Origin of the sequence: Aeromonas sp. FDAARGOS 1415 (assembly GCF_019048365.1) — a bacterium.
Classification (GTDB): Bacteria; Pseudomonadota; Gammaproteobacteria; order Enterobacterales; family Aeromonadaceae; genus Aeromonas; species Aeromonas taiwanensis.
This window is the reverse complement of the sequence record NZ_CP077363.1, coordinates 2,117,535-2,135,000: the sequence shown is the minus strand read 5'-3', so window position 1 is coordinate 2,135,000 and position 17,466 is coordinate 2,117,535. Positions and strand designations below refer to the sequence as shown.

The following is a 17,466-nucleotide window of genomic DNA, read 5'->3' as shown; positions in this document are numbered from 1 at the left end:
TGCCGAGATCCCGCCCAGTCAGGATCTTGGGTTGGTCTGCCAGGCTGCCTTCCACCCGGATCTGCACCTGTCCCCGAAACAGCTCCCGCTTCTTCGCAGGCTGGGTCAGGGCCAGGCGATAGTGATAGCGACCCGGCACGCTGGTCTCCTGCAGGGTCAGGTTGTCGATGGATACCCCCACCTGATCACCGGTAGGGCGCATGATCCGCTCGAAGAAGGCCAGCTGGCGCTTCTGCTCCTGCACCTGGGCCTCCTGATCCTTGAGCGTCTGCTGCAGCTGTTCGAAGGCCGCCTTCTGGGTAGCCAGCAGGGTGTCCTTGACCCCCAGATCCGTCTTGAGCTGACTGATGGCCTTGCTCTGTCGCTCCAACGTCTCTTGTTGCACCGTCATCAGGCTGCTCTGGGCAAGCTCCTGCCGATTCCCGACGAAATACCCGATGCACGCCCCCACTGCCAGCACCACCAATAACTTCACGATTTGGGACATAAGGCCTCTTCTATATATGCCGACATCATCACGGCCTGTGTCCCTTCACTATACGCGACCCTGCTGGATTGCGCGGATAAACAAAGAGTTAACTTCCAGCCATGCTGCTTTCACCCCGCTTTTGACGCGCCGCAAGCCGTAAAGTTCGCTCCAGGATCTGGGAATAGATGGGACGTCCCCCCAGCCATTGCGCCACCAGGGTGGCGCCTATGGTGGTGATCATCATGGGCAGGATCAGCTGATAGTTGTCGGTCATCTCTGTCACCAGCACTATGCCGGTGATGGGCGCACGCACGGTGGCAGCAAAAAGTGCCCCCATGCCGGCAATGGCGAAGGCGCCCGGCTCTATGCCCAGCTCGGGGAATGCCGCATGGAACAGATGACCGAAGATCACCCCGAACAGGGTGCCGAGGGCCAGTGTCGGCGCAAAGACCCCGCCGGGAGCACCGGAGCAGAAACAGACCAGGGTTGCGATCAGTCGCACCGAGAAGATGAGGAAGAGCGTGGCCATCTCATACTGGCCATCCATCAGATGAGGGATGAGCTCGGTGCCCCCGCCGGTCACCGACGGGGCGAAGAGAGACAGCACGCCGAAGGTGCCCGCCACCAGCATGCCGATGGCAACGAAACGATAGCGTTTGTTCTGATGCAGGGCCAGGTAACCGTCCTGGCAGGCGAGTACCAGTTTGTTGAACACGAAACCCAGTACCCCGAAACAGCCCCCCATGAAGAGGAACAACCAGAGGGCCTTCAGGGCCGGTGCATCGTAGTGAGGCAGGGTGATGACGGGGGCCTGTCCTTTCATGTTTTGCAGCATCAGGGTCGCCATCACGGCCGAGATCCCCACCGCCTTGATGGCGAGGAAGGAGTAACGAAACTGCGGGCGCATCTCTTCCATCACGAAGAGGATCCCCGCAAGCGGGGCATTGAAGGCGGCGGCCAGGCCACCCGCAGCCCCGGCCGCCAGCAGGGCGTGGCCATGCTCCCTGGGCAGCCGGAAGATATCCGCCACCATCTTGCCGAGGTTGCCCCCGATCTGGACCGAGGGCCCCTCACGCCCCAGCACCATACCGGAGCTCAGGGTGCAGATGCCGCCGAAGAACTTGACCGGCAGTACCCGCCACCAGCGCACCGGCCGCAGCTCGTCCATGGCGCCCTCTATCTCGGGGATCCCCGAGCCCCCCGCCTCCGGTGCAAAGGCATGAGTGAGGAAATAGCCGATCATACCCAGCAGGGCGCTGAACCCGAACCCCAGCAGACCGAGCTGCCACCAGGGGCGCTCGGCCAGCAGATCCAGCCGCTGCCCGACCAGCCAGTGCACACCGGATTCAAACAATCCGCACACCAGGCCGGCCAGGACCCCGACCAGGGCGGCCAGCACCAGCACGAGGAGTGGCATCTTGTCCTGCCGGATCAGGCGCTGCAGGACAGGAGCACGACGCGGCGCGGCCGCCTCGCCGAGGGGGAGAGTTTGTTGCACCATGAGTAACCACATTCAACTGACGAGGATCGAAAACCCCGGTCTCGGCTCGGCTGCCCAGCACAGGGCCTTTCTGCTATAGTCGGCCCGTTTCATTTATCACGGGTGCAGACCGAGAGTCCGGGTAGCGAGATCGCAAAGCATACTCCTCCCGCCATGACCTGCCGAGCCGCAATCCGCAGCCTGCGCCCGGATGACGACCAAAATCCCATTAAGGATGATCCATGTCAAAATCAGATCAGCTGTTTGAACAGGCCCGCCAGACCATTCCGGGCGGCGTCAACTCACCGGTCCGCGCCTTCAATGGGGTCGGTGGCACTCCCCGCTTCATCGATCACGCCGATGGCGCCTACCTCTATGACGTGGACGGCCAGGCCTACGTGGACTACATCGGTTCCTGGGGCCCCATGCTGCTGGGTCACAACCATCCGGCCATCAAGGCCGCCGTCATCAAGGCCGTCGAGAAAGGCCTGAGCTACGGCGCCCCTACCGAGATAGAAGTGCTGATGGCCGAGAAGGTACGCCAGATCGTTCCCTCCATGGAGCAGGTGCGGATGGTCAACTCCGGCACCGAGGCCACCATGAGCGCCATTCGCCTGGCCCGCGGCTACACCGGCCGCGACAAGATCGTCAAGTTTGAAGGCTGCTACCACGGCCATGCCGACTCCCTGCTGGTCAAGGCCGGCTCCGGCGCCCTCACTCTGGGCCAACCCAACAGCCCGGGTGTACCGGCCGACTTCGCCAAGCACACTCTCACCTGTGTCTATAACGATCTGGATTCGGTGCGCGAGGCCTTCACCCAGTACGGCAGCGAGATTGCCTGCATCATCGTCGAACCGGTGGCCGGCAACATGAACTGCATCCCGCCGGTCCCCGGCTTCCTGGAAGGGCTGCGCGCCATCTGCGACGAGTACGGCGCCCTGCTGATCCTGGACGAAGTGATGACCGGCTTCCGCGTCTCCCTGCGTGGCGCCCAGGGCCACTACAATATCGACCCGGATCTGACCACCCTCGGCAAGATCATCGGTGCCGGCATGCCGGTGGGCGCCTTCGGCGGCAAGAAGAAGGTGATGCAGCACATCGCCCCGACCGGCCCCGTCTATCAGGCGGGTACCCTCTCCGGCAACCCGGTGGCCATGGCCGCCGGCCTGGCCATGCTGGATCTGCTGCTGGAACCGGGGCTCTATGAACAGCTGAGCGCCAAGACCGCCCGGGTGGCCGAGGGGCTCAAAGCCGCCGCCGCCAGGCACGGCATTCCACTGGCCATCACCTATGTGGGCGGCATGTTCGGCTTCTTCTTCACCGAAGAGACCGAGATCACCCGCTACGAGCAGGTGACCCGCTGCGACATGGAACGCTTCAAGCGCTTCTACCATCTGATGCTGAAAGAGGGCGTCTACCTGGCGCCGAGCGCCTACGAGGCGGGCTTCCTGTCGCTGGCCCACGGCGACAAGGAGATCGAACACACCCTGGCCGCCGCCGAGCGCAGCTTCGCCAAGCTGGCAGGCTGAGCCGCTGCCGGATGAACAAAGGGCCCCGAGGGGCCCTTTTTGTTTTTGCGCGCCACCATGGCTCCTTCTGGTGCAACGTCCTCCCCCCCATTCCCGGGTTTGCCACTTCCCGGTGCAACCGACGCCACAAAGGCTGTCATAAAACGGGCCCACTATTTGCACCACCCAGGAGACAGGAGCCCAGTTGAGCGAGGTTCATATGGCAGAGATGAGTCCCATCGATGTGCTGCGGCGCTATCAGGAGTACGAGACCGAGCTGGCTCCCCTGCTGCTGGGGCTGCTCACCCTCCCCCGGGAGACGTTCAAGACCTACCCCTTCGTTCAGGACGTCCGGACTCTGGCGGCGCACCCGGCCAAGCCCTGCATTCTGGCGCCCATGCCGGCGGCGCAGGGGCAACTGCGCCTGCTGGTGCAGGGCCACGGCCGCGAGCTGGAGATCAATCTGCACCAGCTGATCGCCTGGCTGATGGGAGACAGGGAGCGGCGCCGCGCCATCCCCTGGTTCAGGGCCGTCTATGTCGTCCTGAGCCTGGCCCTGTTTCTCATCGTCGCCACCCTGATCTGGCACGGCCTCGAGCAGCTCTATCTGTTGCTGTGCGGCACCCAGCAGAACCGGCTTGGCGCCTTCAGCGCCATCATTTTCCTGACCCTGGCACTGGCGGTGTTCGATCTCGGCAAGACCATACTGGAGGAGGAAGTGCTGCTTCATAAGGACATCTTCCGCCACAGCGCCATCCGCCGCACCATCACCCGCTTCATTGCCGCCATCCTGATCGCGGTCTCCATCGAGGGGCTGCTGTTGCTGTTCAAGGGCTCCCTCGGCCAGATCGAGCTGCTCTGGCCTGCGGTGGGGGTGATGGGCTGTGCCGTGGGACTGCTGCTGGCGCTCGGTCTCTATGTGTTTCTCGGAGCCAGAGCCGAGGCTGCGCTGGTCGCCTCCGGCCAGCGGCAGCCACCCCACACAAGTGACACCCGCAGGCTCCTCACCCGTCGGTACAGGGGCTTCCGGCGACCACAGTGACGAGGCAAGCAAAACGGCGGGTGACCCCTGGGTCACCCGCCGTTTTGCACAGAAGGGATGAACGGATGGACTAGCCGGTGACTTCTGCCAACTGGGGTTGCGGCGCGCGACGGGCGGCACGCCAGGAGGCGTACATGGTCCAGGAGGTGTAGATGACGATGAAGGCCACCAGCCATTTGAGCATCTCCATATCCATGGACTGTACCAGCATGGCCGCCAGCACCACCCCGATGGGACCGAAGATCGCCACGGCCAGCACGGCCCTGGCATCGAAGGCCCCCTTGCGGATAAAGGTGCCCGCCGAGAAGACGCTGAGCACGGCGGTGGAACCCATCATGATGGGGAAGGCAGCCAGCGGATTCATCCCGAGCAGATAGACGAGGGTCATGCAGGGGGCGAACAGCCCGATGCCGACATTCATCAGCACCCCGAAGAGGAAGTTGCCTGCCAGGGCTATCCCGAGCTTGTAGCCACTGAGCCCCATCTCCTCTCCCCCGAGGGGGAAGAGCCCCAGCAACCCGGCGAAGATGAGCCCGGCCACCACCAGCAGGGAGACCGCCATCACCAGCCGGATGGTCTGGCGATCGAACGAGGCGACGTGGCGCGCCCCCCAGGCCGCCCCGGCTGCGGCGGCCACCATCATGCCGATCAGGGTCACCGGATCCACCTTGACCGCCCCGATGAAGATGAGGGACTGGGTCACGGTCGGCAGCACACACTGGCCGTTGAGGGTACCCGGCAACAGGCGATCGTCGATCAGCTTGAACTGCTTGTAGCAGGCGGTCTTCACCGCAAAGCTGCCCACCCCCAGGGTGTCGAGAAAGTTCGCCACGAAGCCGATGGCCGCCACCGGCCAGAAGGGTGTCGCTTCCAGCTGACCCTGGCGGCGCTTGTGCCACCAGGCGTGGATCAACATGAAGATAAAGACCAGGGCACAGCCGATAAACAAGAGACGCAGAAAAGTGACAAGCATAGGGGGACCTCCAGCAACGGGCGGCGATTCTAAGGCAGTGCCCGGAAAAAATCCTGGCCAGGATCAAGCTCTCGTCAGATGCAAACGTTTGGCGTCGCCGATTCTTGCTGGCGGATTTCGAATGACGCTAACCATACTTGCCATGAGGGCGACAGCCCGGGCTCATCGGGCGTAGTCCTGGTCATTTCGCGACGACCACAGCACCGATGGGACATAACAAAAGAAGGCGGGGTGACCCGCCTTCTTCTTTTTACTGCCTGGCAGCCCGGAAATCACGGGCTATCCAGCGAGGCAGCCGGGGAGCGAGACGGTCGATCAGCCTGTCGGACAAGGGGGTCAACAGCAGCGGCGGCAGGCAGACAAGGGAAAGACTGAGGGCGCCGACATAGACGTCCGTCATCCAGTGGGCGCCGGCGAGGATGCGGGGCGCAGAGAACAGGGGCACCATCAGCACGGCGGTCACCGCGGCCCAGCGCGGCAGATAGCGCAGGGCGAAACCGGCGAAGATCATCAGGAACAGGGCGTGATCGCCGGGGAAACTGTCACCGGCGGAGTCCTTGGTCGGGATGGCACTGATGTCGGTCAGCCGCAGGGCCCCGTCCACCATCAGGGTAGGGCTGGGACGGCTGACGGGCAGCAGGTGGCCGAGCTGATTGATGACCAGAGCCCCCAAGAGCATGACGAAGCCCATGGCCACCAGGCGGCGGCGCCCCTGCTCGTCGGCAGAGAAGAAGCTGCGGGCCAGAATCCCCCCCATGCAGGCGAGGGCGGCCAGGTCGAACAGGCGATGATTGGTAATGGCCACCAGATCGGCCCAGCGGGCGGACTGGCCGAGCCAGCCATTGACCAGGTGGAAGGTGGCAAGATCCCACTGATCCCAGGGGCCATGGTCCGGCAGGGCGCCCCAACTGACGGCAATCAGGCCCCCGACCAGATAGAAAGCGATGAACTTGGACATGCCGGCGGTTCCTTGGAAAAAGCCGGTATTCTAGGCCCGCAGAAAGCTGATCTGAATCACAAAAATGTAAGCATTCGTGTCAAAATCGAACCTTGTTGAGTCCTCCCGCCCGATCGGTACAAGGGCCAGCCACCTTGGCGCCTCCACGGCTTGCGGCTAGTATGACCACTCCGTTTCTTCAGGATGATGATGATGCGCAGTTACCTTCGCATGATGCTGTTTGCCCTCGGCCTGCTGGCGGGTGTCCAGATCCCCGGGCTGGTCGATCTCTACTACCAGCGGCTGGACGCGCGCCTGCAACAGGCCAGCCTCGGCCTGGCCCCCTTCCAGCGCACCGCAGACCAGCACTTCAATGGCGATCTGCAGGCCCTGATCGCCCATTACGGCGCCAGCCAGGATCCCGTCTTCACCCAGGATGCCACCAGCCTGCAACAGCTGGTGAGCCAGCGGAACCACCTGCAGGAGGAATTCGCCTTCCGGGATCAGCCCTGGTACCTGCAGATCAGCCACCTGCTACTGCGCGCCGATCCCCAGCTCTGGCAGGACACCCTGCACAACTACGGCTACGTGGTCCCCCTCAAAGAGGCTGCCATCTTCTGCGGAGTGGCGGCGGGCCTGATTGCCTCACTGGCCGGGGATCTGCTGCTCAGTCTCCTGCTGTGGCCATTTCGTCCCCGCCAACCGCTCTCCCGCCGCAGCCTGCGCTGAGGCTCTCAACGCCCTGACGATCACTGGAAAGGCTCGAGATAGGCCTCTATGGCCTTCTTGAGCCAGGCCAGCACCTTGCCATGGTGGGCATTCTCCGACAGATAGACCCCGTAGTCGCGCCACTGCAGGCTGAACTTGTGCTTCAGGGTCAGCAGCTCCCCCTGGCGCAGCTGGCTCTGGATCAGCGGCGAGGGCAACACGGCCCAGCCCAGACCATCCAGCACCGCATCCCGCATCAACTCGAAACTCGACAGACCGATGTGCTGACCCCCGATGGGCAGCAGACTCTTGACCGAGAACTCGTCGACATAAGAGAGGGTGACCTGGGTGTGGCCGCTCAGATCCTGCTGCAGCACCCGTTTCAGACCGGCCAGCGGGTGGCTTGGCGCTACCACCATCAGGGTGCGGATGGGGTTCAGCACATCGATGCACAGGCCGCTGCGCTCCTGCTCCTCGGTGATGAGGCCGAAGGCGGCATCCACGAACCCCTCCTCCACCAAAGCAGGCAGCTCGGGGGGCGATGCCAGCACCAGGGAGATGCTGGTACCGGGGAACTGGCGGCGCAGGGTCCCCAGCATGTCGCGCCAGACCGATTCGGGGATGGCGTCGTCCCGCGCCACCCGCAGCGCCACCTCGGCGCCGGAGGCATGGTGCTCGCACTTGAGCTGCAGGCTGTTGGCCGCCTGCAGCAGCCGCTTGCAGTCATCCAGCACCTGCTCCCCGATCTCCGTCAATCGACTTCGATTCGCCCCGCGTTCAAAAAGTTCGACGCCAAGCTCCAACTCCAGTGCTGCGATAGCCGTGCTGACCGTGCTGCGACTCTTGCCAAGGCGGCGGGCAGCATTGGCAATGGAGCCACTTTCCGCTGATTCCACAAAGAGTTCTATCTGATTGAGCTTCATAAAGGCGCTGGCATGCAGAGGATCCGGTCTTTACCTTAGCCCGCCCCTGTCGCACAAGGCAAACCCATGGCGTCCGATTAATCGACGCTGAGCGATTCCCGATGCGGCCGGGGCCCCGGCTATCCTTGCCGGGTCGAAGCCACAAAAGGACGTTTTATGTTAATCAGTCGCATGTTATTGGCCCGGATGTTTTTGACCGGCGCCATCCTGACCGAGGTCGCCGGCACCTCCTCCATGACCCTCATCGCGGACAATGGCGCGGGTTGGCTTAGCTACCTGCCCATGTGGGTGCTCATCACCCTCTCCTACCTGATGTTGGCCAAAGCCGCCAAAACAATCTCCATTGGTATCGCGTTCGCCCTCTGGGAAGGGCTGGGGATCACCTTGATCACCCTGGTCTCGGTGCTGTTCCTGGATTACAGCATCAGCCCCCAGGCGCTGCTCGGGCTGTCGCTGGCCATAGTGGGGATTGTTCTGGTGACCCTGGGTGAGACCCATGATGAGCCAACCACGACGCCAGCCTCACGTCCGATGAAGGAGGCCGTATGCACCCGTTGATCATCGTACTGGGCGCGGCGCTGCTGGACATAAGCGCCAACATGGCCATCAACCGCTCCGTGGGATTTCGCTACAAGGGCTGGGGCCTGCTCGGCATCCTGCTGGTGCTCTGCGCCTTCACCCTGCTGTCGGAGGTGGTCAGCACGGGCAAGATAGATCTCGCCATCGCCTACGCCACCTGGGGCGCCATCGGCATCCTGGGCACGGCCCTCGGGGGGCTGCTGCTGTTTGGCGAGCGCCTCAAGCCCATCGGCTGGGTCGGGATCCTGGTGATGGCGGTGGCAGTGGCCCTGCTCACCACCGCCTGATACGGGCAATCCCATGCAAAGAAGCCGCCCACTCGGGCGGCTTCTTGTGTTTATGGCGTCGGGTTGTGCGTCACCTGCGCGGCGAGCCCGCCCTATCCTGCTTCGTAAAGCTCCAGGGGCAGACCGTCCGGGTCGGCGAAGAAGGTGAAGCGTCGGCCGGTCAGCTCGTCCACCCGCACCGGCTCTACCGCCACGTCGTGTTGCAGCAGATGGGCGATGACCCGGTCGAGATCGCCAACCCGGAACGCCAGGTGACGCAGACCGCACGCCTCGGGCCGGGAAGGGCGCGGGGGCGGCGCCGGGAAGCTGAACAGCTCCAGCTGGCTGCCGTCCGGCAGCGCCAGATCCAGCTTCCACGACTGGCGCTCGGCCCTCAGGGTCTCGCTGACGATGGGCAGCCCCAGCACCCGGTGATAGAAGTGGCGCGAGCGCTCATAGTCGCTGGCGATGATGGCCACGTGGTGGATGGCGTCGAACAGGGGATGGGTCATGGACACTCCTTGCAAAACGGGCAGCCTGGGCTGCCCGTTTCATTGCGTTGGTATCAGTTGAAGAAACCGTTGAACCACTTGTCCAGGGCATTGATCGGGTTCGGGTTGGAGACCGGGCTGGCACAGCTCATGGGCTCGGCCAGGCCGGCCAGCCTGGCCGGAACCTGCAGACTGCCCGGGCAGTCGCTCGCGACCCGGGCTCCGTTCGCGCGGGAGAAGTTCGCCCAGCTCACCCCTTCCGGCATCTTCAGGCTCAGGCTGTTGACCCCGCGCTGACCCATGTAGCCGCTGAACAGCTGCAGGGCGCCGCTGGCACCGGTCAACCCGGCCGGGGTGTTGTCGTCACGGCCAACCCAGACGCTCACCAGCTCGTTGTTGTCCATGCCTGCAAACCAGGAGTCCCGCAGCTCGTTGGTGGTGCCCGTCTTGGCGGCCATGGTGGCGCCGGGGAACTTGGCGCCAAGTGCCCGGGCCGTGCCCTGGCTCACCGTCTTGGTCATGGCGAACAGGGTCAGCCAGCTGGCCTGGGGATCCGTCACCCGCTTCGCGGTCTCGTCATGCTGGTAGAGCTGGCTGCCATCGCTGTTCACCACGGCACGGATGGCCGACAGCGGCTGGGTCAGCCCCTGGTTCGCGATGGGCAGGTACATCTGGTTCACCTCCATGGGCGACAGGGCCACGGCCCCCAGCACCAGGGACGGATAGGGCTGGATCTCCTGCTGGACGCCCATCTTGTGCAGGGTGTCCACCACCTTGTCCAGGCCGACCTGCATCCCGAGGTTGACGGTCGGCACGTTCAGGGAGCTGGCGAGCGCCTCCATCAGGGGCACGCTCTGGCGGAACTTGCGATCGTAGTTCTGCGGCGTCCAGATCTGGCCGTCCTGGCCGCGGATGCGGATCGGTTGATCTTTCAGCGGCGTGCCCAGGGTGAGGCCGTTGGAGAGGCCGGTCAGGTAGACCGCCGGCTTGACCAGGGAGCCGATCTGGCGGCGGGCATCCAGCGCCCGGTTGAAGCCGGCGTAACGGGGATCCCGCCCCCCCACCATGGCGACCACCTCGCCCTTGTGCCAGTCGGAGACCACCATGGCCGCCTCCAGCTTCTTCTTGCCGCGCTGCTTCTCGATGGTAGCCAGCCCCGTCTGCACCGCCTGCTCGGCGGCGTGCTGGGCGATGGGGTCCAGGCTGGTGAAGATCTTGAGGCCGGACTGCTTGAGCAGATCCGGGCCGAAGCGGTTCTGGATCTCCCGCTTGAGCAGCCCCATGAAGGCCGGGGTACGGCCATAGCTCATCTGGCCACGGGTAATGATGCCGAGCGGCTGCTTGCTGGCGAGCTCATATTCGGCCTGGGTCAGGCTGCCGTGATCCGCCAGCAGCTTGAGCACCAGATCCCGCCGTGCCTTGGCACGGTCAGGGAAGCGCCAGGGATCGTAATAGGAGGGCCCCTTCACCATGCCCACCAGCAGGGCCACCTGATCGATGTCCAGCTCGTTGACCGGGATGCCGAAATAGAAGTAGGAGGCGAGCCCGAAGCCGTAGACCCCCTGGGAGAAGTTCTGCCCCAGGTAGACCTCGTTGAGGTAGGCCTCCAGGATCTCGTCCTTGCTGTAGCGGTAATCGATGAGCACCGCCATGTAGGCTTCCTGCAGCTTGCGCCAGAGGCTGCGCTCGCGGGTCAGGAAGAAGTTCTTGGCGAGCTGCTGGGTGAGCGTGCTGCCCCCCTGCACGGTGCGACCCGCCAGCAGGTTCGCCGCCATGGCACGCATGATGGCCACCGGCGAGACACCGCCGTGCTGGTAGAAGTCCCTGTCTTCCGTGGTGAGCAGGGTCACCAGCAGGCTGTCCGGCACCTCGGAGAAGCGAACCAGCAGGCGATCCTCCCGATCCTCGGTGTTGAGGCGATCGAGCAGCACCGGGTCCATCTGGGCGTACCCTAGCTGACGCTGGTTCTCCAGGGACTGGATCCCCTCCAGACGCGCGCCGCTGAAGGTGAGGCGCAGACCCCGGGCGCCGTCGGCGCCGTCGTGGAACTCGAACGGACGGCGCACCAGCTCGATACGATTGCCGTTGACCGCGTACTCCCCCGGGGTGTGGGGCTGGCGAACCTGCTTGTAGCTCAGCATGTTGAGCTCGCGCAGCATCTGGGTCTGGGAAAGACGCTGCCCCGGGTACAACTCCAGGGGGCGGCTATAGACCATCACGGGCAACTGCCACTTCTCGCCGTCGAAGCGCTCGCGCACCTTGGTATCGAGATAGATGCCGAACACCACCATGAAGGCGCCCACCACCAGGGAGAGCTTGAAACCAAGCCAGAACAGGGTGCGCCAGATGGTGCGTTTGGGCGCCGCCTTCTTGGGTGGGCTCTTGCGTCGTTGGGTTGCCATAAATCCTCTTGTTTTCCTACTCGTCATCTCGCCTTCGCGAGCGGCCAGGCATGCCGGTTCCTGTGGTGGAGCGGCCCTGAGCCAGGTCCATCCTGTTCTGATCGCACCAGCCGGTCACTGTCGTGCCGGCTACTCCTGCAATCCCATCTTCTTCTTGGTCACCCGGGTCGGCATGGCCTCCAGCGGGTTGTCGGGCCAATAGTGGCGGGGGTAGCGCCCCTTCATCTCTTTCTTCACTTGCTCGTAGGATCCCGCCCAGAAGGCGGCGAGATCCGCGGTGATCTGCAGCGGGCGCTGGGCCGGGGAGAGCAGCTCCACCACCAGGGGCACCCGGCCATCGGCCACGCAGGGGGTGGCGCCCAGCCCGAACATCTCCTGGATGCGCACCGGGATCGCCGGGGCCTGGCCGGGCTGATAGCGGATCCGCACCCGGCTGCCGGTCGGCGCCGTGAAGTGGCTCGGCAGCGCCTCGTCCAGCCGTCTTGGCAGGGGCCAGGGCAGCGACTGGCGAAGGATGTCGCAGAGATCGAGTCTTTTCAACTGCTCCAGCCGGGTCAGGCCGCTCACCGAGGGCAACAGCCACTGCTCGAGGCTGGCCAGCAGACTGTCGTCGTCCATCGCAGGCCAGCCCTCATCCGGCAGCCAGTCGGCGGCGCAGCGCAGGCGGGCCAGCAGCCCCTCGCTGGCATCATCCCAGGGCAGCACGTGCAGCCCCTTGCGACGAATACCCTGCAACAGGCAGCGCCCCTTCTGCTCGTCCGAGAGATCCGTCAGCGGCCGCAGGCTCAGCACCAGCTCGCCGATCACCTGCTGGCGCTCGGCGCGCACCCGCTCCTCCCGATCGTCCCAGTCGAACCACTGGCGCTCGCTCACCAGTTCCGGCAGCTGGCGCACCAGCTCGTCCAGCTCCACCGGCTCGGCGATGAAGATGCGGCTGCCACGCTCGTTCTGGCCCATCTCGACGGCAATGAGCGCCCCCTGCCCCTGGCAGGGATGCCCTTCTACCAGATCGCAGCTCACCCCACCACTGAGCTGGTAGCGCTGGCCGCTGCGCAGCTTGCCGATGCGATCCGGCCAGGCGAGGGCGCAGAGCAGCCCCAGCCACTGGCCTTGCGCATTGGCGGGACGCGCGCCAAGCCGCTCGAACCAGCGGGCGGCCCCCTGGCGCAGAGCGCCCTGGCGGCGGTGGAACAGCACGGAAAGGCGCTCCGATCCTCGCAGATCTTCTTCCAGCAGCGCCACCAGGAAAGCCGCATCGGCGACAATCCCTGTCAGACCCTCGGCCTCCAGCTCCCGGGCACGCAGCAGCATGCGGGCGAGGCGAGGATGAGTACCGAATGCCGCCATGGCACGGCCGGCCGGGGTGAGTTGTTGCTCCCCCTCCGGTTTCATGGCACCGAGGGCCACCAGCAGCCGCTGGGCACTTGCCACGGCCGCCGCCGGGGGTGGGTCCAGCAGCGGCAGATCTTCGACCCTGGCCCCCCACTGGGCGGCGTCCAGCAACAGACCGGTCAGCTCCTGGGTGAGGATGTCGGGGGGGCTCTGCTCGGCAAGGCGCTCCTGCACCTCGCTGCTCCAGAGCCGGTAGCAGACGCCGGGGCCGAGGCGACCGGCCCGGCCTGCCCGCTGGGTGGCGGAGGCCCTGGCGATGGGGCGGGTCTCCAGCCGGGTGACGCCGCTCTTCATATCGAAGGTGGCGCGCCGCTCCAGCCCGCTGTCGATGACCACGGACACCCCCTCTATGGTGAGGGAGGTTTCCGCCACATTGGTGGTCAGCACCAGCTTGCGGCTGCCCGCCGGGGCCGGTTCGATGGCCGCCTGCTGGGCCGCCATCTCGAGGCGACCGTAGAGGGGTGCGAGGCGCACGTCGTCCGGTAATCTGCCCTCGAGCCACTGGGCCAGCCGCTCTATCTCCCCCTGCCCCGGCAGGAAGACCAGGGCGCTGCCAGCCTGGCTGGCGAGCGCCTCCAGCACCACGGCGCCGACCTGGGGCTCCAGCCACTGCTGGCGATTGGCGGGGCGGTAGTGGTACTCAATGGGGAAGCCACGCCCCTCGGAGCGGATGACGGGGGCCTCCGGCAGCAGGGTCTCGAGGGCCATGCCGTCCAGGGTGGCGGACATGATCAGCAGCTTGAGATCGTCCCGCAGCCCCTGCTGGCTCTCGATGGCGAAGGCGAGCGCCGTATCCGCGTGCAGGCTGCGCTCGTGGAATTCATCGAAGATGACCAGCGACACGCCGCTGAGCTCGGGATCCTGCTGCAGCATCCGGGTCAGCACCCCCTCGGTGACTATCTCGAGCCGGGTGGCGGCACTGGTGCGGCTCTCGCCCCTCACCCGCAGGCCGATGCGCTCGCCCACCTTCTCCCCCAGCTGGCGCGCCAGGAAACTCGCGATGTTGCGTGCCGCCAGGCGCCTGGGTTCCAGCATGATGATGCGCCCGGGCAGCCGCTGCTGGCGCACCAGCTCCAGAGGCAGCAGGGTTGACTTGCCCGCCCCCGGCGGGGCCTGCAGGATCACGCTGGCGTGGTGGTCGAGGGCGGCAAACAGCTCGGGCAACACCGAGACGATGGGGAGTGGGGACAAAGCGACGCAAACCTTCTGTGATGACCGTGAAACGGCATCCATTCTGCCACAGCCACCCGGCCATCGTAAGCGGCAGCGCCCGGGGCCGGGCAGGCGGGCCACGACACGGCAAGACATCCACGGAGTCGCTGCCATAGAATGGGTCTTTCGATGTACGCCACGAGGACCGACACGCCGCATGCCCAAACTCTTCTTTGCCCTGCCCCTGCCCGACCTGGCCCCCGAGCTGGTTGCCTGGCGCGACAGGCGCTCCTGGCCCGGCCAGCCGGTGCCCGAGAGCAACCTGCACCTGACCCTGGCCTTTCTCGGGGAGGCCGACGAGCGCACACAAGCCCGCCTGATCGCGGCCGCCGAGCGCCAACACTGCCCCCCCTTCACCGTCGCCCTGGATCAGACCGGCTGGTTCCAGCGGGCCAAGGCGGCCTGGGTGGGCCCCAGGGAGTGGCCGAACGAGCTGACCGTCCTGGCCCGGGCCCTGCGCCGCCACGGCGAGAAACTCGGGCTGGGCAACGGCGAGCAGGGCTACCGCCCCCATGTCACCCTGTCGCGCAAGGCCACTGAAGCCCCCCGCGAGCTGCCCGCCCCCCACTTCCTGCTCGAGGCGGATCGCTTCTGCCTATATCAGTCCGTCAGCACCCAAGACGGCGTCCACTATGAACCGCTCGCCTGCTGGCCCCTGCGGGCCCGCGTCAAGACACCCGAGACCGAGGAGCCGGCCTGATGATCTTCGATCCCCCCCTGCAATCCGGGCTACTCGTCAGCCGCTACAAGCGCTTCCTGACCGATGTGCAACTCGAAGGCGGCGAGCAGATCACCATCCACTGTGCCAACACCGGCGCCATGACCGGCTGCACCCTGCCGGGCACCCGGGTCTGGTACTCCACATCCGACAACCCCAAGCGCAAGCTGCCGAGCAGCTGGGAGATCGCCGAGAGCCCGGCGGGCCACTTCATCTGCGTCAACACCGCCCGGGCCAACCAGATCGCCCGGGAGCTGATTGAGCAGGATGCCCTCGCGCCGCTCTCGGGCTATGCCCGGCTGCGCACCGAGGTGAAATATGGCGAGGAGAACAGCCGCATAGACTTGCTGCTGGAGGATGATCACAGGCCGGATTGTTACATCGAGGTGAAATCCGTCACCCTGCTCGACGAGCGGGAACAGCCGGGCATGGGGTACTTCCCCGATGCCGTGACCACCCGAGGCGCCAAGCACCTGCGTGAATTGATGGCCATGAAGGCGGCCGGGCACAGGGCCGTGCTGCTGTTTATGGTGTTGCACTCCGGCATAACCAGGATGCGCCCTGCGGCCCACATCGATCCGCACTATAGTCAGCTTGTTGAGCAGGCAATCGCGGCAGGGGTTGAAATTTTATGCTATCGCCCCCATGTTGGGGTGCAGGGCATGGTGGCGCAAGATTTTATCCCGTTTGAATCTGGCCATCTGCTACCCGAGGGCAGGGCATAAATATGGAAGTGGGTAACATTATTGACAAGGCTTGTTTGCCTCCCGTTGACCCTTCTGCTATAGATGTCGCCCTCAATTTATGGATGGCACGGGTAGCGTGCTGAATTAGGAGACAGGGCATGCCAACAGGCGAAAACAGGAAATCTCTGGGCCCCCTGGCCATTGCGGGTGTAGAGCCTTACCAGATGAAAGCCGGTGAGGAGTACATGAATGACCAACAGAAGGTTCATTTTCGCAAGATCCTGGGAGCCTGGCGCAACCAACTGATGCAGGAAGTTGACCGCACCGTTGACCACATGAAGGATGAGGCTGCCAACTTCCCGGATCCCGTGGATCGCGCCGCGCAGGAAGAAGAGTTTGCACTCGAGCTGCGCACTCGCGATCGTGAACGCAAGCTGATCAAGAAGATCGAGAAAACCCTGCTGCTGCTCGAAGAAGATGACTTCGGTTACTGCGAGCACTGCGGCATCGAGATCGGCATCCGCCGTCTGGAAGCCCGTCCGACCGCCGACCTCTGCGTCGACTGCAAGACGCTGGCCGAGATCAAGGAAAAACAGATGGCTGGCTGATGCCGCCCATCCCGTGAAGAAAGAAGGGAGCGTGCGCGCTCCCTTTTTTATTGAGCTTTTGGCCGGGTCGTCCCAGAATGCAGCCTCAATGAATCGTCCACCCGAATTGCCATGGTCATGACTCCCCTCTCCTCCGACCGGCCCTATGTCGGCCGCTTCGCCCCCTCCCCGTCCGGTCCGCTCCACTTCGGCTCGCTCGTCGCCGCCCTCGGCAGCTTCCTGCAGGCCAGATCGCAGCAGGGCCACTGGCTGGTGCGCATCGAGGACATCGACCCCCCGCGGGAGATGCCGGGGGCGGCAGGCCTTATCCTGCAGACCCTGGAGGATCACGGCCTCGCCTGGGATGGGGAGGTGATGTACCAGAGCCGGCGCCACGAGCGCTACGACGAGATCATCGCGCGCCTCTACGACGCCGGGGATCTCTACTGGTGCCGTTGCACCCGGCGCGAGATCATGGCATCGGGCGGCTTCTACAACGGTCACTGCCGCACCCTGGGGCTCGCGGCAGAGGGCTGCGCCGCCCGCTTGCGCCAGCACCACCCCGTCTATCGGTTCGAAGATGCGCTGCAGGGGGAGATCACTGTGCCGGCTGCCCTGGCGGAGGAGGACTTTATCGTCCGGCGCCGGGACGGCCTCTACGCCTACAACCTGGCGGTGGTGGTGGATGACATGGACAGCGGCATCACCGAGATAGTGCGCGGCGCCGACCTGCTGGAGCCCACGGTGCGCCAGATAGCCCTCTACCAGACCCTGGGAGCGCCGGTCCCCGCCTGGGTGCACCTGCCGCTGGCGGTGCTGGCGGATGGCAACAAGCTCTCCAAGCAGAACCACGCGCCGGCCCTGGCGCGCGACGAGCGCAGGCAGGCCCTGTGGCAGGCGCTGGCGTTTCTTGGCCAGTGCCCGCCTCCCGAGCTCAAGGCGGGGTCGGTGGACGAGATCATCGCCTGGGGTATCACCCACTGGCGGCTGGAGAGGGTCCCCCGCCAGCAGAAGATCCCGCAGGGGCAGGACTAGCCCCCGCTGCATTTCTTGCCCCAAAGGACCCAATCAAGGGGAAGCAGGCCACACCGTT

The 17,466-nt window shown here is 65.0% G+C and carries 17 protein-coding genes (1 of these 17 cut by a window edge); 9 read left to right on the top strand and 8 right to left on the bottom strand.

Features of this window, described 5'->3' with window-relative positions; all coding sequences use genetic code 11:
* Both I6L45_RS10240 and clcA read right to left on the bottom strand, forming a co-directional pair.
* A protein-coding gene (locus I6L45_RS10240) for a DUF6776 family protein (protein WP_216984135.1) crosses the window boundary here: on the bottom strand, positions 1-487 show its 5' portion. The gene continues 206 nt to the left of window position 1, outside the view; 487 of the gene's 693 nt are visible here — the first part of the coding sequence; the start codon lies at positions 485-487; its stop codon lies beyond the left edge, outside the window.
* An 88-nt stretch (positions 488-575) separates the two neighbouring features.
* Complete coding sequence (clcA, locus tag I6L45_RS10235; protein ID WP_254204392.1) at positions 576-1,886, bottom strand: H(+)/Cl(-) exchange transporter ClcA; 1,311 nt, start codon at positions 1,884-1,886, stop codon at positions 576-578.
* A gap of 305 nt (positions 1,887-2,191) precedes the next feature.
* On the opposite strand from clcA, the gene hemL reads away from it, so the two are divergent.
* Positions 2,192-3,478 carry a glutamate-1-semialdehyde 2,1-aminomutase gene (gene hemL, locus I6L45_RS10230; protein ID WP_216984133.1) on the top strand — a complete coding sequence of 429 codons (1,287 nt, stop codon included), beginning with the start codon at positions 2,192-2,194 and terminating at the stop codon, positions 3,476-3,478.
* A gap of 199 nt (positions 3,479-3,677) precedes the next feature.
* Positions 3,678-4,499, top strand: coding sequence for a hypothetical protein (locus I6L45_RS10225; protein ID WP_216984132.1), 822 nt, complete (start codon positions 3,678-3,680; stop codon positions 4,497-4,499).
* Positions 4,500-4,569: 70 nt separating this feature from the next.
* Here I6L45_RS10225 and I6L45_RS10220 read toward each other — a convergent pair whose 3' ends face one another.
* Both I6L45_RS10220 and I6L45_RS10215 read right to left on the bottom strand, forming a co-directional pair.
* Complete coding sequence (locus I6L45_RS10220; protein ID WP_216984131.1) at positions 4,570-5,472, bottom strand: sulfite exporter TauE/SafE family protein; 903 nt, start codon at positions 5,470-5,472, stop codon at positions 4,570-4,572.
* Between the two features lie 250 nt (positions 5,473-5,722).
* Positions 5,723-6,430 (bottom strand): phosphatase PAP2 family protein, encoded by a 708-nt coding sequence (locus tag I6L45_RS10215; RefSeq protein WP_216984130.1) that lies wholly within the window; start codon positions 6,428-6,430, stop codon positions 5,723-5,725.
* A 192-nt stretch (positions 6,431-6,622) separates the two neighbouring features.
* Between I6L45_RS10215 and I6L45_RS10210 the strand changes: the two genes are divergently transcribed.
* Positions 6,623-7,138 carry a DUF2937 family protein gene (locus tag I6L45_RS10210; protein ID WP_216984129.1) on the top strand — a complete coding sequence of 172 codons (516 nt, stop codon included), beginning with the start codon at positions 6,623-6,625 and terminating at the stop codon, positions 7,136-7,138.
* 20 nt (positions 7,139-7,158) lie between these two features.
* On the opposite strand, the gene I6L45_RS10205 is transcribed toward I6L45_RS10210, so the two are convergent.
* A complete protein-coding gene (locus I6L45_RS10205) occupies positions 7,159-8,040 on the bottom strand; it encodes a LysR family transcriptional regulator (protein WP_216984128.1) in 882 nt (293 codons plus the stop codon).
* Between the two features lie 156 nt (positions 8,041-8,196).
* On the opposite strand from I6L45_RS10205, the gene I6L45_RS10200 reads away from it, so the two are divergent.
* Positions 8,197-8,598, top strand: coding sequence for an SMR family transporter (locus I6L45_RS10200; RefSeq protein WP_216984127.1), 402 nt, complete (start codon positions 8,197-8,199; stop codon positions 8,596-8,598).
* Positions 8,586-8,906 (top strand): SMR family transporter, encoded by a 321-nt coding sequence (locus tag I6L45_RS10195; RefSeq protein ID WP_043764202.1) that lies wholly within the window; start codon positions 8,586-8,588, stop codon positions 8,904-8,906. The genes I6L45_RS10200 and I6L45_RS10195 overlap by 13 nt, the downstream gene beginning before the upstream one ends.
* Positions 8,907-8,998: 92 nt before the next feature.
* On the opposite strand, the gene I6L45_RS10190 is transcribed toward I6L45_RS10195, so the two are convergent.
* The 3 genes from I6L45_RS10190 to hrpB form a co-directional block, all read right to left on the bottom strand.
* Positions 8,999-9,397, bottom strand: a complete 399-nt coding sequence (locus I6L45_RS10190; protein ID WP_216984126.1) for a VOC family protein — start codon at positions 9,395-9,397, stop codon at positions 8,999-9,001.
* Between the two features lie 53 nt (positions 9,398-9,450).
* Positions 9,451-11,778 (bottom strand): penicillin-binding protein 1B, encoded by a 2,328-nt coding sequence (gene mrcB / locus I6L45_RS10185; protein WP_216984125.1) that lies wholly within the window; start codon positions 11,776-11,778, stop codon positions 9,451-9,453.
* 129 nt (positions 11,779-11,907) lie between these two features.
* On the bottom strand, positions 11,908-14,361 hold the full coding sequence (gene hrpB, locus I6L45_RS10180) for an ATP-dependent helicase HrpB (protein ID WP_216984124.1): 2,454 nt from the start codon (positions 14,359-14,361) through the stop codon (positions 11,908-11,910).
* Between the two features lie 178 nt (positions 14,362-14,539).
* Here hrpB and thpR point away from each other — a divergent pair, with 178 nt between their 5' ends.
* The 4 genes from thpR to gluQRS all read left to right on the top strand — a co-directional run bounded on the left by thpR (position 14,540) and on the right by gluQRS (position 17,408).
* A complete protein-coding gene (gene thpR / locus I6L45_RS10175) occupies positions 14,540-15,082 on the top strand; it encodes an RNA 2',3'-cyclic phosphodiesterase (RefSeq protein ID WP_216984123.1) in 543 nt (180 codons plus the stop codon).
* Positions 15,082-15,825, top strand: coding sequence for a DNA/RNA nuclease SfsA (sfsA, locus tag I6L45_RS10170; RefSeq protein ID WP_216984122.1), 744 nt, complete (start codon positions 15,082-15,084; stop codon positions 15,823-15,825). Before thpR ends, sfsA begins: the two co-directional genes overlap by 1 nt.
* 119 nt (positions 15,826-15,944) lie before the next feature.
* Positions 15,945-16,394 carry an RNA polymerase-binding protein DksA gene (gene dksA, locus I6L45_RS10165; RefSeq protein ID WP_029314801.1) on the top strand — a complete coding sequence of 150 codons (450 nt, stop codon included), beginning with the start codon at positions 15,945-15,947 and terminating at the stop codon, positions 16,392-16,394.
* Between the two features lie 111 nt (positions 16,395-16,505).
* Positions 16,506-17,408, top strand: coding sequence for a tRNA glutamyl-Q(34) synthetase GluQRS (gluQRS, locus tag I6L45_RS10160; RefSeq protein WP_216984121.1), 903 nt, complete (start codon positions 16,506-16,508; stop codon positions 17,406-17,408).
* Positions 17,409-17,466 lie beyond the last annotated feature (58 nt).

Bases quoted from the DNA above. Each gene is read 5' to 3' on its own strand.
- clcA (WP_254204392.1), bottom strand. From the start codon at position 1,886: ATGCCACTCCTCGTGCTGGTGCTGGCCGCCCTGGTCGGGGTCCTGGCC.
- hemL (WP_216984133.1), top strand. From the start codon at position 2,192: ATGTCAAAATCAGATCAGCTGTTTGAACAGGCCCGCCAGACCATTCCG.
- I6L45_RS10225 (WP_216984132.1), top strand. From the start codon at position 3,678: ATGGCAGAGATGAGTCCCATCGATGTGCTGCGGCGCTATCAGGAGTAC.
- I6L45_RS10220 (WP_216984131.1), bottom strand. From the start codon at position 5,472: ATGCTTGTCACTTTTCTGCGTCTCTTGTTTATCGGCTGTGCCCTGGTC.
- I6L45_RS10215 (WP_216984130.1), bottom strand. From the start codon at position 6,430: ATGTCCAAGTTCATCGCTTTCTATCTGGTCGGGGGCCTGATTGCCGTC.
- I6L45_RS10210 (WP_216984129.1), top strand. From the start codon at position 6,623: ATGCGCAGTTACCTTCGCATGATGCTGTTTGCCCTCGGCCTGCTGGCG.
- I6L45_RS10205 (WP_216984128.1), bottom strand. From the start codon at position 8,040: ATGAAGCTCAATCAGATAGAACTCTTTGTGGAATCAGCGGAAAGTGGC.
- I6L45_RS10200 (WP_216984127.1), top strand. From the start codon at position 8,197: ATGTTAATCAGTCGCATGTTATTGGCCCGGATGTTTTTGACCGGCGCC.
- I6L45_RS10195 (WP_043764202.1), top strand. From the start codon at position 8,586: ATGCACCCGTTGATCATCGTACTGGGCGCGGCGCTGCTGGACATAAGC.
- I6L45_RS10190 (WP_216984126.1), bottom strand. From the start codon at position 9,397: ATGACCCATCCCCTGTTCGACGCCATCCACCACGTGGCCATCATCGCC.
- mrcB (WP_216984125.1), bottom strand. From the start codon at position 11,778: ATGGCAACCCAACGACGCAAGAGCCCACCCAAGAAGGCGGCGCCCAAA.
- thpR (WP_216984123.1), top strand. From the start codon at position 14,540: ATGCCCAAACTCTTCTTTGCCCTGCCCCTGCCCGACCTGGCCCCCGAG.
- sfsA (WP_216984122.1), top strand. From the start codon at position 15,082: ATGATCTTCGATCCCCCCCTGCAATCCGGGCTACTCGTCAGCCGCTAC.
- dksA (WP_029314801.1), top strand. From the start codon at position 15,945: ATGCCAACAGGCGAAAACAGGAAATCTCTGGGCCCCCTGGCCATTGCG.
- gluQRS (WP_216984121.1), top strand. From the start codon at position 16,506: ATGGTCATGACTCCCCTCTCCTCCGACCGGCCCTATGTCGGCCGCTTC.